The organism is Thermotoga petrophila RKU-1 (assembly GCF_000016785.1).
Classification (GTDB): Bacteria; Thermotogota; Thermotogae; order Thermotogales; family Thermotogaceae; genus Thermotoga; species Thermotoga petrophila.
Genome location: NC_009486.1, coordinates 411,017 through 430,139, shown reverse-complemented (window position 1 = coordinate 430,139; position 19,123 = coordinate 411,017). Strand labels below are relative to the sequence as shown.

Below are 19,123 nucleotides of genomic sequence, written 5' to 3'. Positions count from 1 at the left end.
GGAAATTCAAGAGTTTTCTAAAGTTTTTTTGTCTCTCCACCCGATATCCTGTAGAACTTCCTCTTTCCAACTTTCAAAACTTGCTCTCCAACGGGTTTCACGGTGAATTTTATGTCTTCTATTCTCTCCCCGTCGATGTACACTCCACCCTGAGCAACGAGTCTTTTAGCCTCACTTTTGCTGGATACAGCTCCTATCTCCACGAGGAGATCCACGATGTTCTTCTCCTGAGAAATCTCAACGATCGGCATCTCGTCAGGAATTTCTTTCTTTTGAAAGACCTTCACGAATTGTTCCTGGGCCTTTTTTGCGTTTTCTTCACCGTGGAAGAAGCGTGTTATTTCGTACGCGAGAACCATCTTCACGTCTCGTGGATTGATCGTTTTTTCTTTCATCTTTCTTTCGTACTCTTCGATCCGTTCTTCTGGAACGTCCGTGAGAAGACGCATGTACTTTATAATGAGTTCATCCGGTATGGACATGAGTTTCCCGTACATCTCCTCGGGTGGATCGTTGAAAGCGATGTAGTTTCCGTAGCTTTTGCTCATTTTCAATTTTCCATCCGTTCCTTCGATGATCGGCATCGTCATGACGATCTGGGGCTCCTGACCGTATTCTTCCTGTATCTTCCTTCCCACAAGGAGGTTGAAAAGCTGATCCGTTCCGCCGAGTTCCACATCTGCCTGAATGGCAACGGAATCGTAGGCCTGTGCGAGAGGATACAGGAACTCCGATATGGTTATGGGGATGCCTTCTTTGAATCTTTTCGCGAAATCGTCTCTTTCGAGCATCCTTGCAACCGTGTACTTTGAAGCCAGAACGATCACGTCCGCGAAGGTCATTCTGTCGAGCCACTCACCGTTGAAACGAAGTTCCGTCCTTTCGGGATCCAGTATCTTGAAGGCCTGTTCCTGATAGGTCTTTGCGTTCTCCAGAACCTCTTCTCTGGTCAGCATGGGACGTGTTTCGTTTCTTCCGGAGGGATCACCAATGCGGGCAGTGAAGTCTCCTATGATCAGAACTACTGTGTGACCGAGATCTTGAAACTCTCTCAACTTCCTCAGAACGACCGCGTGGCCCAGATGCAAATCGGGCCTTGAGGGATCCACGCCGAGTTTCACGCGGAGTTTCCCTTTTCTCTTTATTCTGTCGAGGAGTTCTTCTTCGCTTACGAAGTCAACAACGTTTCTTTTGAGAATTTTTACCTGTTCCTCCGGTGTCATCCCATCACCTCGTTAGAACGAAGGCTGTTACCACGCAGGAAACGAAAAAGAGTACAGACAGGACAAGAGTGATCTTTCCACCGGTGTCGAGGCCCTTCCTTCTGCCAAAAACGGTGTGAAGTCCTCCACTTCCGAAGGCACCACCGAGCTCCGAGAATTTCGACATCTGTACCTGGACCATGTAGATGAGAGCCACGCTTATGATGGTGTGAACGATGAGAAAAAATGTCTTCATCACTACACCTCCCTGGGCATTATAACACGTTCTTCAAGAATCTTCCGGTGTAAGAGTGAGGATTCTTCGCTATTTCCTCGGGTGTCCCCGCTGCGACTATATAGCCGCCTTCTTTTCCACCTTCAGGGCCGAGATCTATGATGTAATCAGCGTTCTTTATGACGTCGAGATTGTGTTCTATCACGATTACGGTGTTGCCTCTGTCTACCAGTCTGTGGAGCACCTCCACAAGTTTCCTCACGTCTTCAAAGTGAAGGCCCACAGTTGGCTCGTCGAGTATGTAGAGGGTTCTCCCCGTGTCCCTTTTTCTCAGCTCGGACGCGAGCTTTATCCTCTGCGCCTCACCACCGGAGAGGGTGGTGGCTGGTTGCCCGAGTTTCACGTATCCCAGACCCACATCGTGCAAGACCTGAAGCGTTCTCTTTATAGAGGGAATGTTCTTGAAAAACTCCAGTGCTTCATCCACCGTCATATCGAGTATATCAGAAATGTTCTTTCCTTTGTAGGTTATCTCGAGTGTTTCTCTGTTGTATCTCTTTCCCTTGCAAACATCGCACTCCACGTACACATCGGGAAGGAAGAGCATCTCTATCTTCACGTAACCCTGACCCTGACAGGCTTCGCACCTTCCTCCTTTCAGATTGAAACTGAACCTGCTCTTGTTGTAACCACGTGCCTTAGCAGCTGGGGTCATGGCAAAGAGGCTTCTTATTTCGTCGAACACCTTGGTGTAGGTGGCCGGGTTGCTCCTTGGTGTTCTTCCAATGGGAGATTGATCTATCGCGATCACCTTATCGATGTTCTCGTGACCTTCGATCGAATCGAATTCGCCGGCCGGAAGTTTGGTTCTGTGAAGAAGATTCATCAGCGCCGGATAGAGCGTTTCCATGACGAGAGAAGATTTTCCGGATCCCGACACTCCCGTGACACAGACGAAAACTCCGAGGGGAATCTCAACGTCTATGTTCTTCAAGTTGTTGTGACGAACACCTTTGATCTTCAAAGATGCGTAAGGCAGCCGCCTCGCTTTGTTTACAGAGATCTTTCTTTTGCCCGAGAGGTATTCACCCGTCAGAGAGCTGTCTGGATTCTTCAGGAGTTCATCCACGGTACCCTGGAAGACGACCCGACCGCCGTTCGTTCCCCCACCCGGTCCGATGTCTATGATGTAGTCAGCACTTCTGATCACTTCCTCGTCGTGTTCCACCACTATCACAGTGTTTCCAAGATCCCTGAGCTTTTTGAGGGTCTTTATCAGGCGTTCTGTGTCCCTCGGGTGGAGTCCAACAGTCGGTTCGTCCAGGACGTAGATGACTCCTGTGAGACCCGAACCTATCTGTGTCGCGAGCCTTATTCTCTGAGATTCTCCTCCGGAGAGCGTGGTGGCGGATCTGGAAAGGGACAGATACTCAAGACCCACGTCCACAAGGAATTCGAGCCTTTTTTCTATTTCCTTCAAGAGTTCCCCCACGATTTCTCGTTCTCTTTCGGTGAGATTCAGATTCTTCAAAAATTCGAGTTCTTCTGAGATAGAAAGCTCGGTGAACTCGTGTATGTTCAGACCGTTTATCTTCACAGAGAGGGCTTCCCTGTTCAACCTTTTCCCACCGCAGACGGAACAGGTTCTCTGTACGATGAAGTTCTTTTCCAACCACTCTTTCATCTCAGGAGATTCCGTTTCTCTGTGCCACCTTTGAACTTTTGGAACCACTCCTTCGAAACGGTCATCTCCGTACAAGACGAACTCTTTCACATCTTCAGGAAGATCCTTGAATGGAAGATGAGGGGAAACACCTTGCCTTTCTATCTCCCTTGCGACCCATCTTGAGAGCCTTCTGTCCCATCTGTACGGAATGATCGCACCCTCGGGAACACTTTTTTCCTCGTCTATCACGAGGGATGGATCCACTTCGAATGTGAAGCCGAGGCCGTGACAGTTCGGACACGCACCGTACGGGCTGTTGAAAGAAAACAGCTTTGGTGTGATCTCTGGAAATCCGATACCACACACCGGGCACATGAGGTTTTCGCTGAAGATCTTGCTCTCTCCAGTGTCGACGTTTCTGATCTCAACGAATCCTTTCCCCTCTCTCATCGCTACTTCGAGACTGTCCAGTATTCTGTGTTCGTTTCTGGTTTCAAGGATCAATCTATCGACTACCAGTTTCACGGTGTGCCGTTTGTTCTTGTCGAGTTCCGGCACTTCCTCGAGCCTGTAAATCTCGCCGTCTATTTCTATTCTCGCGAATCCTTTGGAGATGAACTCTTCGATCTCTTTTTTGAACGTTCCTTTCTTCTCCGTTGCAACCGGTGCGAGTATATAGATTCGACTTCCCTCTTTGAAAGAATGGAACAGATCCTGGAGGATCTCATCGATGCTCTTTTTTTCGAGAGGTCTTCCACACTCAGGGCAGTGGGCTTTTCCTATCCTCGCGTAGAGCACCCTCAGGTAATCGTAAATTTCCGTCACTGTTCCAACGGTCGATCTGGGATTGTGAGAGACGGTCTTCTGATCTATGGCGATGGCGGGGGAAAGTCCCTCTATCTCGTCAACATCGGGTTTTTTCAGGTTACCGAGGAATTGCCTCGCATACGTGGAAAGTGACTCCAGATATCTTCTCTGCCCTTCGGCGTATATCGTGTCCATGGCGAGCGAAGATTTCCCCGATCCTGAAACTCCTGTTATGACAACGAGTTTATTCTTTGGGATCTTCACGGTTATGTTCTTCAGATTGTGAACCCTTGCTCCCTTCACTACGATTTCGTTCACAGAATCACCCCCAAAACGAGGACGCCGAGACTCAGAGTCAACACCAGGGGGAGGAACACCTTCTTTAGAATGTCGAACACCTCTACCTCGAAGAATTTCGCAGACAACACGACACACAGATGAACCGGAGACAGTATGACACCACCCACGGCGAACATGTAGGTGTACACGGCGTACGTGCTACTGAACACCTCCATCAAGACAGGAAGAGAAATACCAACGGCTGCCTGCGTGATACCTGTGGAGATTCCCGACACGAGAGGCAAAAAGATGAGAAGGATCCAGGGAGACAAGTTCCATCTGACGAATTCCGCCGCGATACCCTCACCCACGCCGGAGTGTTCAACTATGACCTTGTAGATGTAAACAAGAAAGAGGACAAGGAAAACATCCCACTTATTGAAAACCTGCTTCAGAGTCTTCAGAAGGTATCTTCTTCTGAACACAGCGTAGCCCGAAGTGCTCAAAAGAAGTGCGAACCAGCCCGGAACTTTGAAAAGGAGTATGAGAACACCCGTTCCCAGAACGGGTATCAGTGGTAGGAGGTTGAAGAACGATCTGGGTTTAGATAGACGGGGAAGTTGCCTCCCGTTGAAAAAAAGCCATCCCAGAAGGAAGGCTGCAACGAACACGGGAAAGAGGGTCAGAGATACCCTTCCCGGATGAATCCTGGAGAGTTCAGAAACGAGCACTACAGCCGGATATATGGGCCAGAAGAATTCTATCGTGTGTCTGAACCAGTAGTTCTTGATGGCGAGTTTCAACGAATTCTCTTTGGGAAGTGAATTCTTCACTATGGGAGCTGTGAAGAGAGCCCCACCGGGCATCGGCATGAGACCAATGAGAGCGGGAACGAACGAATCCACGTTATTTGAAAAGATAGTTCGCATTTCCTCGGAAAAGCGGTTGTAATCACCTGAGTTCTCCATCATTCCTGAAAGAAGGTATATCAGAAAAACCGTCGCAATGAGTGACCAGAAGGAATCTGAAGAGATCGTCCAGGAAAGAATTTCCGGAATGTTTCTCACCTTGAGAGAGAGAACCATCACGATGACACCAGAGAGCAGAGAAATGGAAAGTTTTTTGAAAACTCTCTGCACAACAACGACTGTGAAGAGTGATAACAACACCGATAGAGTGTTCAATGCTCTTCTACCTCCACGACATAAAGAAAAAGAAGAAGGGGAAATTCCCCCTTCTTTTTTGTCTGGAGCGGGCGACGGGATTCGAACCCGCGACCCCCAGCTTGGCAAGCTGGTGCTCTACCACTGAGCTACACCCGCCTGCTCTATCCTGGTGCGAGAGGTGGGACTTGAACCCACACGGGCTTCAGCCCACTGGATTCTAAGTCCAGCGCGTCTGCCAGTTCCGCCACTCTCGCACCGCTGGTGACCCGGGTGGGACTCGAACCCACGACCCCCTGATTAAAAGTCAGGTGCTCTGCCTGCTGAGCTACCGGGTCGCCGGTACAAATGATATCACAGACCGGAGAGGATTTCAAGAGGTGAGTTGTGAACATGAACGTTAGGTGTTAAAATATTCAACGAGGTGATGTAGAATGACTGGTGTGTGCATCGGTTCCTCGAGTGTTTCATTCTGCGGTGAAAGGGAGAAAGGAAATCTCCCTCACAACGGAGATCCCCTCGCTCTGCTTTCCATGATGGTCCCCGCCTTTCTCGATGAAGGACCCGTGGTCATCACAGGTCGAAAGACAAGGGAAATAATAGATCTGCCTCAGATATCCGAAGCGGAGGCAACGGAAATCGCCTACAGGCATCTCATGAAAAAATACGGAAAGGTCGAAGCCGTTGTCAGCGCCGGTGGGGAGAACACCATTCTCTACAGGGTGAACGATAAAGGAATCATAACCGGTATATACACGGGTAGCAAGTGTGCCTCGGGAACGGGTGAGTTCTTCCTTCAGCAGCTTCAGAGGATGGGAATATCTCTTGAGGAAGCAAACGGTGTCGAAGTGGAAGACTACTACGAACTCTCCTCGAGGTGTACCGTTTTCTGCAAGAGCGATTGTACCCACGCACTGAACAAAGGAGTTCCAAAGGAACTCGTTCTGAACGGACTTGGAAAGGTGATGGCCGACAAGATAGTGGAACTGGCCCACAAGGCAGGAGTGAAGAAGATCCTCCTTGTCGGTGGAACGACGAGAAACAAGCTCATGCTGAAGCACCTGAAAAAGGTTCTGGAAGTGATCGTTCCGGAAGAAGCGCTGTTCTTCGAGGCTTATGGGGCTTACCTGTGGGGAAAACTGAACAGAGTGGTATCGAAAAAGACCTTCGTAATCAAAAAAGAGAAGATGACCAGTTTTCCCACTCATGAACCTCTCAAAAAGTACCTCCACATGGTCGAGTTCAAGGAGATGCCGTTTCAAGAGGTAAGGGATGGAGATGTGTGCGTGCTGGGGATAGACGTTGGATCCACCACAACGAAAGCAGTGCTGATGAGATACGATGATGAAGCCATCCTGGCGGGAGTGTACCTTCGAACTCTGGGAGATCCCATAAGAGCGGCGCGGCAATGCTACTCCTCTATTTTGGAACAGCTCAACGGGACGAAAGTGAAGATAATCGGACTCGGTGTGACAGGATCAGGGAGGAAGATCGTTGGGCTGTATTCTCAGACCGACGCTGTGTACAACGAGATAATGGCACACGCGAAGGCGGCTGCTCGTTTCGATCCAGAGGTGGACACGATCTTCGAGATAGGTGGCCAAGATGCCAAGTACACCTATCTGGTGAACGGTGTTCCGGCGGATTACGCGATGAACGAAGCCTGTTCGGCCGGGACGGGATCCTTCCTCGAAGAGGCAGCGGGAGAGTCACTTGGAGTCCACTACACCGAGATCGGTGATCTCGCTCTGAGAGGTGAAAATCCACCGAACTTCAGCGATCAGTGCGCAGCCTTCATTGGTAGTGACGTCAAAACGGCGGTGAACGAAGGGATCTCTAAAGAAGACATATGTGCCGGACTTGTGTACTCCGTGTGTATGAACTATTTGAACAGGGTGAAAGGAAGCCGGCCCGTAGGAAAGAAGATCTTCATGCAGGGTGGAGTTTGCTACAACAAAGCGGTGCCTGTTGCCATGGCTGCCCTCGTTGGGAAAAACATAGTCGTTCCCCCGCACCCGGGTTTGATGGGTGCGTATGGAGTGGCTCTGCTCACCAAAGAGAATCTTGAACTCGGTTTTCTGGAAAAGAAAGAGTTCAAACTGAAGGAATTGATCTCCAGAGAAGTCAGATACAGAGGAACGTTCATCTGCCCTGGTGGAAAAGAAAAATGTGATAGAAAGTGTGAGATCAGGATCATAGAGATCGATGGAAAACGGTTCCCGTTCGGTGGTGCCTGCAACAAGTACGAGAACGTGCTGAGACATACCAGCGTAGACAGCACGAAGTACAATTTCGTCAAAAACAGGGAGAAATACATATTACACTTCGAGAGTGAAGTGAAGGGGACAAAGACCATCGGTTTGAGCAGATCTTTGGCGATGAACAACCTTTTCCCGCTTTTCTACACCTTCCTTACAGAACTCGGTTTCGACGTTGTGGTTCCCGAAAAGTCCGACAGACGCGGCTGGGAGATGATGAACTCCGAATTCTGCTTCCCGGTGGAACTCTCCCATGGCTACATGTACGATCTGATCTCGAAGAATCCCGATTTGATATTCGTTCCAAGACTGAGAGGTATCAGAGTGGAAAATTCGGAGAACTACAATGTCTTCTGTCCCTTTGTTCAGAGCGAGGCTGATTGGCTCACATCCGCGTTTCCCGAACTGGAAGAAAAGCTCGTGACGGGCTATTTCGATTTCTCGCGCGGTGATGAGAAGGAAGAATTTCTCAGAGTGGCCGAAAGGCTTGGAAGGTCACGCGAAGAAGGAGAAAGGGCCTTTGAAAAGGCCTGGAAGATTTTCAACGAAAGGTTCAATCTCATAAAGAAACAATGGAATGAATTCTTGAAAGTTCTTGACGAATCGGAATTCGGAGTTGTTCTCTTCGGAAGATCTTACAACGCCTTTTCTTCTGATGCGAACATGGGAGTCCCCGAAAAATTTGCCACTCGCGGAATTCCCATCATCAACTTCGATTCCATACCCTTCGAGGATGAAAAGGGCTACAGAAACATGTACTGGTCATGGGGAGAGATGATTCTAAAAGCGTCACGATTCGTCGAAAAGCACCCAAAACTCTTTGGAGTTTACATCACCAACTTCAGTTGTGGTCCTGATTCCTTCATCATCTCTTACTTCAGAGACATAATGGCAAAGAAACCGTCGCTTGTGCTGGAGCTTGACAGTCACACGGCGGACGCGGGCATAGAAACAAGAATCGAAGCTTTCATAGACATTGTGAAGAGTTACCTCAAGTTGCAGAGAGGGAACGAGGAAAGAAAGAGTGCAGAAAGGCCCCGGACGGTGCTGGAGAAAAACACCCTCTATGTGATCACCCCGGACGGAGAGAGACTAAGACTCAACGATGAAAGGGTGAAAGTTGTTTTCCCGTCGATGGGCCAATTCGGGTCTCAGTGTCTCTCCGCGGCTTTCAGATACTACGGTGTCAAATCCGACGTGTGTCCTCCACCGGACGTTGAGGAGTTCAAACTCGGTAGGGGGAACTCTCTTTCAAAAGAGTGTCTCCCTCTTCATCTCACTCTTGGGAGTCTCATAAAGTACATCAGAGAGAAGGTAACCGATGACGAGATCGTGCTTTATTTCATGCCGGAGACGATGGGACCGTGCCGTTTTGGACAGTACAATGTCTTCATGAATCTGTGGCTTGACAGGAACAACGTAAGGAACGTGACGCTCTTCGGGTTGAATTCCGAAAACGCCTACGCGGGGCTTGGTATCGCTTTCAGAATCAGGGCATGGTTGGCGGTTGTTGTTTCTGACGTGTTCTTCGACGTGGAACGCGCCGTGATGACACTGGCAAGGGACAAAGAAGAAGCGAGAAAAGTCCTGGAAGGATGCAGGGAAAAGATATTGATCAGCCTTGCGAATGATTCCCTCAGGGACTTTTTCAAAACACTCGATGAAGTCTCAAAGATACTTTCGGGTGTTGAGATGATCATGGATTACGAGAAAGCGCCGAAGGTTCTCCTAACAGGAGAAATCTATGTGAGAAGGGACGAGTTCTCCAGGAAATACCTCGAAAACCTGATGGAGAGGAACGGCATCATCATGCACATATCGCCGGTTCACGAGTGGATCTATTACACGGATTATCTGTACCTCAACAGGTTGATCTCTCCGAATTCTACCCGAGTAGACAGACTGAAGAAACGAATCGAGATCCTCGTGAAAAGGTACATAGAGAAAAGAGTGAAAAAAACCTTGGAGAAGAGTGGTTTTTACAGGGCTCGGATGGTGGATGTGGAAGCCATCGTTGAATCGGCGAAAGACTATCTCAATCCGAAACTCACCGGAGAAGCGATCCTCACCATAGGAACTGTACTTCATGAAATCGTGAACCACTACGATGGTATCATCTCCATAGGACCATTTGGTTGCATGCCGAGCAGGATAGCGGAAGCAATCGTGAAGAGAGGCTTGAAAGAACAAAAAAGAGAGACCACAGGAGTTTTGAGAAAAGTGCTGGACGAGTTCGGAGACCTTCCCGTGATACACATAGAGTCCGATGGGAATCCGTTCACACCAACGGTACAGAGCAAGCTGGAGGCGTTCATGTTCCAGGTCAGAAGATTGAGAAACTACCTGAACGGTCTGCTGAACACGGAGAACACCCTGGAGGAAACTGAAGAGACTCTCCCTGAAAATATCAGGGTTGATTCATGAGAGTCTCCAGCACCTCTTCTTCTATTTCTGAGAAACGAGGATCGGAAAAAGTTTTTATGGTTCTCGGCTTTGGAAACGGCACGCGTATTTCCTTCAAAATCCTTGCGGGGCGATCGGAGAGGATCAATATTCTGTCTGAAAGGAAGACCGCTTCCTCCACGTCGTGAGTGATGAGTACGACCGTACTTTTCATCCTGTGTACGATCTCAGAAAGCCATATCTGGAGTTTCTTTCGAGTGTAAGCATCTACCGAAGAAAAAGGTTCATCGAGTACGAGGAGCTCCTCGCCCGATAGAACGGCCCTCAGAAGAGACAGTCTCTGCCTCATACCGCCACTCAGCTGGTACGGCCTTTTCTCTTCAAAGCCAGAAAGACCGAATCGTTCAAACAATTCTTTTATGTTTGATGGCGGCAGTTCTTTTCTGAGAACGAGTGGGAGCACGGCGTTCTCATAGGCGGTCATCCAGTCGAACAGCACATCCTTTTGAGGACAGTATCCGAGACGAGATGTGAAGATCTCTATCTTTCCCTCGTAGGGAATCAATCCCAGAATAGCCTTCACAACGGTGGTCTTTCCACATCCGGATGGTCCCACAAGGGAGAGGATCTCTCCCCTTTGAACCTCCAAGGAGAGATCCTCCACCGCTTTGAGTTCTCCGTAGCAAACCGTGAGGTGGGATACCTTTATCACGGTAGGAACTCGTTTGTGAACGCCTTCGTCACGTCTATCGTCTCTTTCAGGAATCCCATAGAGTGAAGCCATTCCGCGTATCTCCTCCAGACTTCTTCTTTCTGGTAGCCCCATTTTTCCGCGTCCGCTTTGTACTGACCTGCGAGGTACTTTTGAGATTCTACAACGATCTTTTCATCCAGTTCCGGAGCGTATTTGAGGAGTATTTTGGCTGCCTCCACAGGGTGCTGTATTGCGTACTCGTATCCCTTGGCCGTGGCTCTCAAAAATCTTCTTACGAGATCTGGATTTTGCTTTATGAGAGATTCGCTCGTTATCAGAACCGGCGTGTAGTAGTCAAAGACTTCGTCTATATCCTTCAGCGGGAGGAACTCTATCTCTATCCCTTTCACCTTGCTGGCAACACCGTCCCATCCGTAGAAGATCCAGGCAAAATCGAACACATTGTTCAGCGTTCCCGCAAAGAAATCCATCTGTCCCACGTTCACAAAAATCACCTTTGAAGGATCTGCACCGTATTTTCTCATGATGTATTCTATGGTCGCCTTCTCTATAGGAGAACCCCAGCTTCCGTATCTCTTACCCTCCCAGTCTTTCACACTTTTGATTCCTTCATCCTTCAGCCAAGCGAAACCCGATGTGTTGTGCTGGATGATGGCAGCTATGGAGACGATGGGCATCCCTTCTCCTCTGGAGAGGGTGACCGCTTCCTGATAACTCACGCCAAATTCCGCTTTTCCACTCGCTACAAGCTGTTCCGCTGTCAACCGAGACGGTTGAACGATCTTCACATCCAACCCTTCTTCTCTGTAGTATCCAAGGTCCTTGGCTACGTAGAGCCCCGTGTGGTTCGTGTTGGGATACCAGTCCAGTACGACCGTTACCTCTTCAGCGAAAAGTGCAAGGACAGAGATCAAAAACATCGCAATGAAGGTCAGTCTTTTCATTTTACCAGCCTCCTTTCCTCGAACCAAGGTGTGAGTTTTCTGGAGAGAATATCAGCTATCTTGAAGACGGCAACGCTGAGCACAACCACAACTATCACAGAGAGAAAGAGCCTGTCAGCTCTGAAGGTGTTCATTGCCCTTATCATGTATATGCCCAGGCCTTTTTCTGCTCCAAGCCATTCTCCTATCACAGCGGAAACCACAGCGTATGTGGCGGATATCTTGAGCCCAGAGAGAACGTAAGGTAACGTGTGCGGTAGTACAAGGTACCTGTAGATCTGGATCTTCGTTGCCTTCATCACTTTGAAAAGATCCAGAGCGTCCTGATCGATCGTTCTGAATCCTTCGAGAGTGTTGAGCGCAACCGGAAAGAGTGTGACGAACGCTACTATGCCTATTTTCGTGCCCACGCCCAGACCGAACCAGATGATGACGAGCGGTGCCACAGCAACGATGGGTATCGCCTGTGAGATGATGAGGATCGGGTACATTACCTCTTTCACCGTCTGGAACAGATCCATCAGGACCGCAAGCCCCATTCCCAACACGAGGCCTATAACCAGGCCAGAAAAAGCCTCAAGGATCGTGTAGAGACTGTGATCCATCAAGATTTTCCACTGCGAAAGTCCCTCGAGAACTATGGAAGAAGGTTTGGGAAGAAGATACTGTGGGACTTTCGAGAACTCCCACACGAAAATCAGAGCTATAAAAAACAGCCATTTAGCGGTACTTCGATACCTTCTCTTCAATCGTGATACCTCCGACTTTGTAATCGATGTCCAGCTGAAGAACGAATCGTTTCGCGAACTGTTCAAGGTATCTGACGAGCTCTTTCACACGATCCATGATCTCTTCGAATTCACCTTCCACGGTGGTGTTGGAAGGACCCACTTCGTATTTCATGCCCCACGAAGAGATCTTTTCGATCGCTCTGTCGATCACCTCGTGGAGTCTTCCATCTTCCACGGCGGGAATCACCTTTATGGAAACCGTTACTTTCGGCATTTTTTCACCTCCTCAATTCGGCTCTTCTAATTTGAATTATAACATAGTATAATAGAACCGGGAGGGATGCCGATGTCGAAAAAGGTGACTAAAGAAGATGTTCTGAACGCCCTGAAAAACGTGATCGATTTTGAACTCGGTCTGGATGTGGTGAGTCTGGGTCTGGTGTACGACATCCAGATAGACGATCAGAACAACGTGAAAGTCCTCATGACAATGACCACACCCATGTGTCCTCTTGCCGGAATGATTCTTTCCGACGCTGAAGAGGCGATAAAGAGGATCGAGGGAGTCAACAACGTGGAGGTGGAGCTCACATTCGACCCACCATGGACACCAGAAAGAATGTCTCCGGAGCTGAGAGAAAAATTTGGAGTTTGATAAAAGACTGCTCTGGAAAACTCGAGGGAGTGACCGAAACTCCTGTTCTTGAGGTGTTACTCATCGTTTCCCGGGTACTTGGGATCCGCAAGGAAGATCTCTTTTTGAAAGACTTGGTAGTTTCTCCAACTGAGGAAAAAAGGATTCTGAAACTCGTGGAGAAAAGAGCAAGTGGATATCCCCTGCACTACATTCTCGGTGAGAAAGAGTTCATGGGTCTTTCTTTACTCGTGGAAGAAGGTGTGTTCGTTCCAAGACCGGAGACGGAGGAACTGGTCGAACTCGCCCTCGAGCTGATAAGAAAGTACGGAATAAAAGCAGTCGCAGACATAGGAACAGGAAGCGGTGCCATTGGAGTGAGTGTAGCGAAATTCTCCGATGTGGTTGTTTTCGCGACGGACGTTTCTTCCAAAGCTGTTGAAGTCGCCAGAAAAAACGCGGAGAGGCACGGTGTTTCCGACAGATTCTTTGTGAGAAAAGGTGAGCTTCTTGAACCGTTCAAAGAAAAGTTCGCATCGATCGAGATGATCCTTTCGAATCCTCCATACGTGAAATCAAGTGCTCATCTGCCAAAAGATGTTCTTTTCGAACCTGCAGAGGCGCTTTTTGGAGGAGAGGACGGCCTCGACTTTTACAGAGAATTTTTCGGCAGGTACAACACGAGTGGAAAGATTGTGCTGATGGAGATAGGAGAAGACCAGGTGGAGGAGTTGAAAAAGATCGTTTCCGACGCTGTTTTCCTGAAGGATTCCGCCGGAAAGTACCGTTTTCTCTTTCTCAACCGGCGTTCCTCTTGAACAGTTGGAGTATCAGTCTGACTTCTCCAACCGTGATACCCAGTTTTTTGGCGATATCCACTTCTGAAAATCCCCTGTCGTACATCGAGACGATTCTTCTTTCTAAAGCGGTTTCCAGTTCCTCTTCTTTTTCTTCCGCTTTCGTTTCATCCTGCTCTTGAATAACAGGGATAATTGGTTTTTCCATCTTTTCAGATTTTTCCCCTTCATCTTCAGAGGAGAAGATCCTTTCTCTTTCTATTTCGGACATCTTGACCATCAGCCTTGACATCACGGTGTTGGCTTCGGATATGAGTTTTCTCAGTTCCTGGGTTTTCTTTTCGAGGAGTTCGAGTCTGTTGGCCGACAGGTAGCGGAACTTTCCCATGAGTTCCATGATCCTCTCTTCTACATCCTCCTGATTCGGCTCTTTTGAGTTACCGTTCCTCCCAAGGAGAAGATACGTCCACGAAAAGACCACCGTTCCCACCGTGGAAAGCACCACCAGATAGTCTACGAGATTCATGAGATACCTCCTTCTTCCATCACTCTTCTGGCGAACTCGACAACGTCCATGTTGTACTTCAAAGTTGCGATATCATCGAAAGGAGTTTCTCCCAAATTCACGATAACGAGCTTTCCACCGCTCCTGACAGTTATGAGGGGAAGCTCGGCAGCGGGATACACAACGAGCGAAGATCCCAGGACGATCATCAAACTGGCCTTGGATGAAAGTTCGATCGCTTCCCTGAGGGCGTCTTGCGGCAGATTTTCCCCAAAGAACACGATGTTCGGCCTGATCAAACCGTTGCAGTCATCACAGCGTGGAACATCCAATGATTCGAGTTTCTCTATAACATCTTCGACGGTGTATTTTTTCTCACACCTCACACAGTAATACTCCTCAACGTTTCCGTGTAGCTCTATCACTTTTTTACTGCCCGCTCTCTGGTGAAGTCTGTCTATGTTCTGTGTGATCACAGCCTCTATCAGGCCCTTTTCTTCCAGTTTTGCGAGCAGCACGTGTGCAAGGTTCGGTTTTGCTTCTAACATAGGGAAAATACCTTCCTTGGCGAATTGGTAGAATTCCTCAGGGTGAGAGTAGAAGAAATCAATGTCGAAGACATTCTGGGAATACTTTTTGTATATCCCATTCGGTCCTCTGAAATCTGGTATGCCGCTTGGGGTACTGATACCGGCTCCCGTGAGAGTGACGGTCAATCTGGATTCATTGAGAAGATCCAGGAATTCCTTCATTTTCATTCACCCTTTTAAAGATAACTTTTGGAAACACCATGGATGAATCTGGACGCCAGATCAGAGTGTTGTTCTCACGTTCAGATGGGGTTGGTGTGACCGATATCACAGCTGCGTCTTCAGGTAATTTCACGACGATCTCCGTTTCACCCGCTACGTTCATTGTGAGACTTCCCATGCTGGTGTCCAAGACATCACCCTTCACCTGTGCAGCTCCCCTCAGGAGCGTTGTTTCTGTGACTTCGAGCATACCTCCTGTGTCTTCAACTCTCACGTTGTAATCCAGTGGAACTATTTCTCTTCCAACTTCTTTGCTGATCTGAGAAAAGTATTTATTCAACTCCTCCTTAGATGCAGAAGCATAATTGATCTTGTACTCTTCTTTTTTCTTCTCATCTTTAAAATAAAGCTTCGCACTGGTGGTGAACGTGGCGTTCCCGGAATAATCGTATTCCATGGTGCTCCTGTAGTATACTATTTCAAAGGGAGCTCTTCCTCCCAGAAAGAAAAAGAGAAATTCGACGAGCATGAAAACAACCATGATGATCAGCAAGATGTAGATGGTTCTTGAGCTCAACCTTTTCACTCTCCTCATTCTTGATATTCTCAATTAATATTATCACAGAACATGGAGGGATAAAAGTTGAGAATACTGAGCGGCATGAGACCTACCGGAAAACTCCATATAGGTCATCTCGTGGGAGCTCTGGAAAACTGGGTGAAGCTTCAGGAAGAAGGAAACGAATGTTTCTACTTTGTCGCGGATTGGCACGCTTTGACCACCCACTACGACGATGTTTCGAAGCTCAAAGAATACACCCGCGACCTGGTGAGGGGATTTCTCGCCTGTGGAATAGATCCTGAAAAGTCCGTGATTTTTGTTCAGTCTGGTGTCAAAGAGCACGCTGAGCTTGCACTGCTTTTCAGCATGATCGTTTCTGTTTCACGTCTCGAGAGGGTTCCCACTTACAAAGAGATAAAAAGTGAGCTGAACTACAAAGATCTTTCCACGGCTGGTTTTCTCATCTATCCCGTTCTTCAGGCAGCCGATATTTTGATCTACAAAGCTGAAGGAGTACCAGTCGGTGAAGATCAGGTTTACCACATAGAACTCACGAGGGAGATCGCCAGGCGTTTTAACTATCTCTACGATGAAGTCTTTCCAGAACCAGAAGCAATTCTGTCTCGAGTTCCAAAGCTTCCAGGAACGGACGGCCGAAAGATGAGCAAAAGCTATGGGAACATAATAAACCTTGAAATCACGGAAAAAGAACTGGAACAGACTATACTGAGAATGATGACCGACCCGGCAAGAGTGAGAAGGAGCGACCCTGGAAATCCGGAGAACTGCCCCGTATGGAAATACCACCAGGCGTTCGATATCAGTGAAGAAGAGAGCAAATGGGTATGGGAAGGCTGTACAACGGCCAGCATCGGTTGTGTTGATTGTAAGAAGTTGCTGTTGAAGAATATGAAACGAAAATTGGCACCGATCTGGGAAAATTTCAAAAATATAGACGAAGATCCACATTACGTAGAAGACGTTATAATGGAAGGGACGAAGAAGGCCAGAGAAGTAGCCTCTAAAACGATGGAGGAAGTGAGAAAGGCCATGAACTTGATGTTCTGAGGTGAAAGAATGGAACTTGTCTTCAAACTTCCCGTTTTCGAGGGACCTCTCGATCTTCTGCTCTATCTTGTGAGAAAGAAAAAGGTAGATATCAGAGAAATACCCATCGCACAGCTCGCAGACGAGTTCGTAGAATACCTCGAGCAGATGAAAAAGTTGGATATGAAGGTCACCTCCGATTTTCTGGAAATGGCCTCCACTCTGATGGAGCTCAAGTCGAAAATGCTCATTCCGAGAGTGAGAGAAGAAGAAAAAGAAGAGGTAGACAGAAAGAAAGAAGAACTCTACAGAAGAATTGAGGAATACTCCAAGGTGAAGGAAATTATCCAGAGAATCAGAAATGAAACGAATCTTCTGAAGAGAAAACAAATCAGGGTGAGAAGTGTCTTCTTTGAAAGAATAGAAGGCCTGGAAAGGTTCAGGAAAACGCTCGAGAGGATATGGAAAGAAGAATCACTACGTGAAGCTGTACACAAGGTGAGGAGCGAAACTCTTTCTGTTGAAGAGATGATGGAGAGAATACTTGATGAAATAGATGGTGAGATCGAGATCCTGCGATTGCTTTCCAGAGCGGAGAATGTCTACGAACTGATAGTCAGACTTCTTGCTATCCTCGAGCTTGTGAAGATAGGGAAATTGATTCTCGTGGGAGAAAGCAGGATCAGGAGGTACACAAATGCAGCTCAAGGCCGCTATTGAGGCACTCATATTTGCTTCAAATGGTATCACTCTGGAAAGGCTTATCAAAATACTCGAAAAAGATCCTGAAGAGATAAAAAGAGTTCTCGAAGAATTGAAAAAGGAATACGAAGACGAAGCACACGGAGTTGTTCTGAGAGAGGTGAATGGAAGGTATCGTTTTTTCACCAAACCTGAGTACGCTGATTTCGTTTCTAAGCTGTCCGGAAGGAAGTACAAAAATCTCACCGATGCGCAGATGGAAGTGGTGGCACTGCTTCTCCTCTCAGGACCGATTCCAAAGAGCGAAATAGACGCGTTCAGGGGGAAAGACTCATCCGCTGTTCTCTCCTCGCTTCAGAGAATGGGAATTGTCAGAAAGAAAAGAAAGGGGAAAAGCTATCTGTATCAGCTTTCCCCTTCGTTTGTTGAAAGCACCATGCTGGATGAAATATTGAAAGAGGTCTCACAGAAGCTCAGCAGCGATGGTGGCGAGTCTTGACCTTTCTCCCTTCTCCAGCTTTATCACCGCGGAAAGATCCGATTCCAGAAGTTTCAAGGCTGCGTAAACCAGTCCGTTCGTGTCTTTGTCCAGATACGGGGTGTCGATCTGGTACGGATCTCCAACGAGAACTATCTTGGTGTCTTCTCCCACACGTGTGAGGATCGTTTTTACCTCGTGTGGAGTGAGGTTCTGTGCTTCGTCTATGATGATGAACTGCTTTGGTATGGATCTTCCCCTGATGAAAGATATCGCTTCCACTTCCAGTATTTCCTGTTTCTCGAGTTCCTTGATTTTCAAACCGGAAAGAGAAGATATGAGTTCAAGATTGTCCATTATCGGTTGGAGCCACGGTTTCATTTTCTTTTCAAGTTCTCCGGGGAGATACCCGATATCGCGTCCCATGGGAACCGTAGGACGAGTCACTATCAGTTTTTTGTAGCGTTTTTCAACGAGGACTTTGTAGAGACCGCAAGCGAGAGCGAGAAGCGTCTTTCCGGTTCCTGCGATTCCAACAAGGAAGACCAGAGGTATTTCGTCATCCAGAAGGGCATCCATGGAAAAGATCTGTTCTCTGTTCCGCGGAGAAATGCCCATAGTCTCGAAAGGTTCCACTCTCAGAACTTTTCCTTTGCGATATTTCCCGTACACTCCACCCAGATCTATGTAGAAATTGTCGAGAAGGTCGAGTTTCTTTTCCACAACTCCTTTCACTTTTAACTGTTTTTTGAGTTCTTCGTCGTCGATTTCGACATACCCCTTAGGCATCGTCTCCAGCTCGGATCGATCGGTCAGATAGTCCTGGGCGGGAATACCAAGAGCGTCCGCTTTCACCCGAAGATTTATATCCTTGCTGACGAGAATGGTGGGGATCTTTTCTCTGTTCATGAGCTCTATCACGTACGCGAGAATGATGTTGTCCACGTAGCGTTCGTGAAGGAATCTTGGAACGTTCTCCACTTCTCTTTCCAAAACCATGACGCGGAGAATTCCGCCGTTCTCCAGCGGGATTCCTTTTCTGAGATTTCCTTTCTTTCTGAGTTCATCGAGGTGTCGAATCACCTCTCGGGCGTTCTTTCCCACACTTCCGTGTTCTCTTTTCAGCTTGTCGAGCTCTTCAAGAACGGGAAGAGGAATGATCACGTTGTTGTCTTCGAAGGAGAAGATGGAATCTGGATCGTGAATCAAGACGTTCGTGTCGAGAACGTAGTTCTTAACCATT

General features: G+C 47.9%; 18 protein-coding genes and 3 tRNA genes. 6 read left to right on the top strand and 15 right to left on the bottom strand.

The window, feature by feature from the left end; translation table 11 throughout:
- Positions 1-17 precede the first annotated feature (17 nt).
- The 7 genes from tyrS to TPET_RS02200 form a co-directional block, all read right to left on the bottom strand.
- Positions 18-1,223, bottom strand: coding sequence for a tyrosine--tRNA ligase (tyrS, locus tag TPET_RS02230; RefSeq protein WP_011943084.1), 1,206 nt, complete (start codon positions 1,221-1,223; stop codon positions 18-20).
- 4 nt (positions 1,224-1,227) lie between these two features.
- Positions 1,228-1,458, bottom strand: coding sequence for a preprotein translocase subunit SecG (secG, locus tag TPET_RS02225; protein WP_004081487.1), 231 nt, complete (start codon positions 1,456-1,458; stop codon positions 1,228-1,230).
- Positions 1,459-1,477: 19 nt separating this feature from the next.
- Complete coding sequence (gene uvrA / locus TPET_RS02220) at positions 1,478-4,228, bottom strand: excinuclease ABC subunit UvrA (protein ID WP_011943083.1); 2,751 nt, start codon at positions 4,226-4,228, stop codon at positions 1,478-1,480.
- Positions 4,225-5,373: a TIGR00529 family membrane protein gene (locus TPET_RS02215; protein ID WP_048810851.1), complete on the bottom strand. Its 1,149-nt coding sequence runs from the start codon at positions 5,371-5,373 to the stop codon at positions 4,225-4,227. The genes uvrA and TPET_RS02215 overlap by 4 nt, the downstream gene beginning before the upstream one ends.
- 63 nt (positions 5,374-5,436) lie before the next feature.
- Positions 5,437-5,511: transfer RNA gene (locus TPET_RS02210), tRNA-Gly, on the bottom strand.
- Between the two features lie 11 nt (positions 5,512-5,522).
- Positions 5,523-5,609: transfer RNA gene (locus TPET_RS02205), tRNA-Leu, on the bottom strand.
- A 5-nt stretch (positions 5,610-5,614) separates the two neighbouring features.
- Positions 5,615-5,690, bottom strand: a tRNA-Lys gene (locus TPET_RS02200).
- Between the two features lie 96 nt (positions 5,691-5,786).
- On the opposite strand from TPET_RS02200, the gene TPET_RS02195 reads away from it, so the two are divergent.
- Positions 5,787-10,034, top strand: coding sequence for an acyl-CoA dehydratase activase (locus TPET_RS02195; protein WP_011943081.1), 4,248 nt, complete (start codon positions 5,787-5,789; stop codon positions 10,032-10,034).
- Here the strand turns inward: TPET_RS02195 and TPET_RS02190 are convergent.
- Genes TPET_RS02190 through TPET_RS02175 form a run of 4 tightly spaced genes read right to left on the bottom strand, consistent with a single transcriptional unit; the run spans position 10,018 to position 12,677 of the window.
- Positions 10,018-10,797 (bottom strand): ABC transporter ATP-binding protein, encoded by a 780-nt coding sequence (locus tag TPET_RS02190; RefSeq protein WP_235231264.1) that lies wholly within the window; start codon positions 10,795-10,797, stop codon positions 10,018-10,020. The two genes, TPET_RS02195 and TPET_RS02190, sit on opposite strands and share 17 nt — an antisense overlap.
- A complete protein-coding gene (locus tag TPET_RS02185; RefSeq protein WP_011943079.1) occupies positions 10,722-11,672 on the bottom strand; it encodes an ABC transporter substrate-binding protein in 951 nt (316 codons plus the stop codon). The genes TPET_RS02190 and TPET_RS02185 overlap by 76 nt, the downstream gene beginning before the upstream one ends.
- The gene (locus TPET_RS02180) at positions 11,669-12,421 is read right to left on the bottom strand and encodes an ABC transporter permease (protein WP_011943078.1); all 753 of its coding nucleotides are present in this window, start codon (positions 12,419-12,421) and stop codon (positions 11,669-11,671) included. Before TPET_RS02180 ends, TPET_RS02185 begins: the two co-directional genes overlap by 4 nt.
- Complete coding sequence (locus tag TPET_RS02175; RefSeq protein WP_011943077.1) at positions 12,393-12,677, bottom strand: thiamine-binding protein; 285 nt, start codon at positions 12,675-12,677, stop codon at positions 12,393-12,395. Before TPET_RS02175 ends, TPET_RS02180 begins: the two co-directional genes overlap by 29 nt.
- Positions 12,678-12,749: 72 nt before the next feature.
- Between TPET_RS02175 and TPET_RS02170 the strand changes: the two genes are divergently transcribed.
- Both TPET_RS02170 and prmC read left to right on the top strand, forming a co-directional pair.
- On the top strand, positions 12,750-13,058 hold the full coding sequence (locus tag TPET_RS02170; protein WP_011943076.1) for a metal-sulfur cluster assembly factor: 309 nt from the start codon (positions 12,750-12,752) through the stop codon (positions 13,056-13,058).
- Positions 13,007-13,855 (top strand): peptide chain release factor N(5)-glutamine methyltransferase, encoded by an 849-nt coding sequence (gene prmC, locus TPET_RS02165; RefSeq protein ID WP_011943075.1) that lies wholly within the window; start codon positions 13,007-13,009, stop codon positions 13,853-13,855. Before TPET_RS02170 ends, prmC begins: the two co-directional genes overlap by 52 nt.
- On the opposite strand, the gene TPET_RS02160 is transcribed toward prmC, so the two are convergent.
- The 3 genes from TPET_RS02160 to TPET_RS02150 are packed head-to-tail and all read right to left on the bottom strand — an operon-like array spanning position 13,836 to position 15,668.
- Positions 13,836-14,360, bottom strand: a complete 525-nt coding sequence (locus TPET_RS02160; protein ID WP_011943074.1) for a DUF6115 domain-containing protein — start codon at positions 14,358-14,360, stop codon at positions 13,836-13,838. The genes prmC and TPET_RS02160 overlap by 20 nt on opposite strands.
- A complete protein-coding gene (locus tag TPET_RS02155) occupies positions 14,357-15,091 on the bottom strand; it encodes an NAD-dependent protein deacylase (RefSeq protein ID WP_011943073.1) in 735 nt (244 codons plus the stop codon). Before TPET_RS02155 ends, TPET_RS02160 begins: the two co-directional genes overlap by 4 nt.
- On the bottom strand, positions 15,063-15,668 hold the full coding sequence (locus tag TPET_RS02150) for a DUF4897 domain-containing protein (RefSeq protein WP_004081475.1): 606 nt from the start codon (positions 15,666-15,668) through the stop codon (positions 15,063-15,065). The genes TPET_RS02155 and TPET_RS02150 overlap by 29 nt, the downstream gene beginning before the upstream one ends.
- 66 nt (positions 15,669-15,734) lie before the next feature.
- Between TPET_RS02150 and trpS the strand changes: the two genes are divergently transcribed.
- From trpS to scpB, 3 genes are read left to right on the top strand one after another with little or no spacing between them, the layout of a single operon-like run.
- Positions 15,735-16,721, top strand: a complete 987-nt coding sequence (gene trpS, locus TPET_RS02145) for a tryptophan--tRNA ligase (protein ID WP_011943072.1) — start codon at positions 15,735-15,737, stop codon at positions 16,719-16,721.
- A gap of 9 nt (positions 16,722-16,730) precedes the next feature.
- Entirely contained in the window at positions 16,731-17,420 is a 690-nt protein-coding gene (locus TPET_RS02140; RefSeq protein WP_011943071.1) for a segregation and condensation protein A, read from the top strand.
- A complete protein-coding gene (gene scpB, locus TPET_RS02135) occupies positions 17,398-17,901 on the top strand; it encodes an SMC-Scp complex subunit ScpB (protein ID WP_011943070.1) in 504 nt (167 codons plus the stop codon). The genes TPET_RS02140 and scpB overlap by 23 nt, the downstream gene beginning before the upstream one ends.
- Here the strand turns inward: scpB and TPET_RS02130 are convergent.
- Positions 17,866-19,122 (bottom strand): PhoH family protein, encoded by a 1,257-nt coding sequence (locus tag TPET_RS02130; RefSeq protein ID WP_011943069.1) that lies wholly within the window; start codon positions 19,120-19,122, stop codon positions 17,866-17,868. The two genes, scpB and TPET_RS02130, sit on opposite strands and share 36 nt — an antisense overlap.
- Position 19,123: the final 1 nt, after the last annotated feature.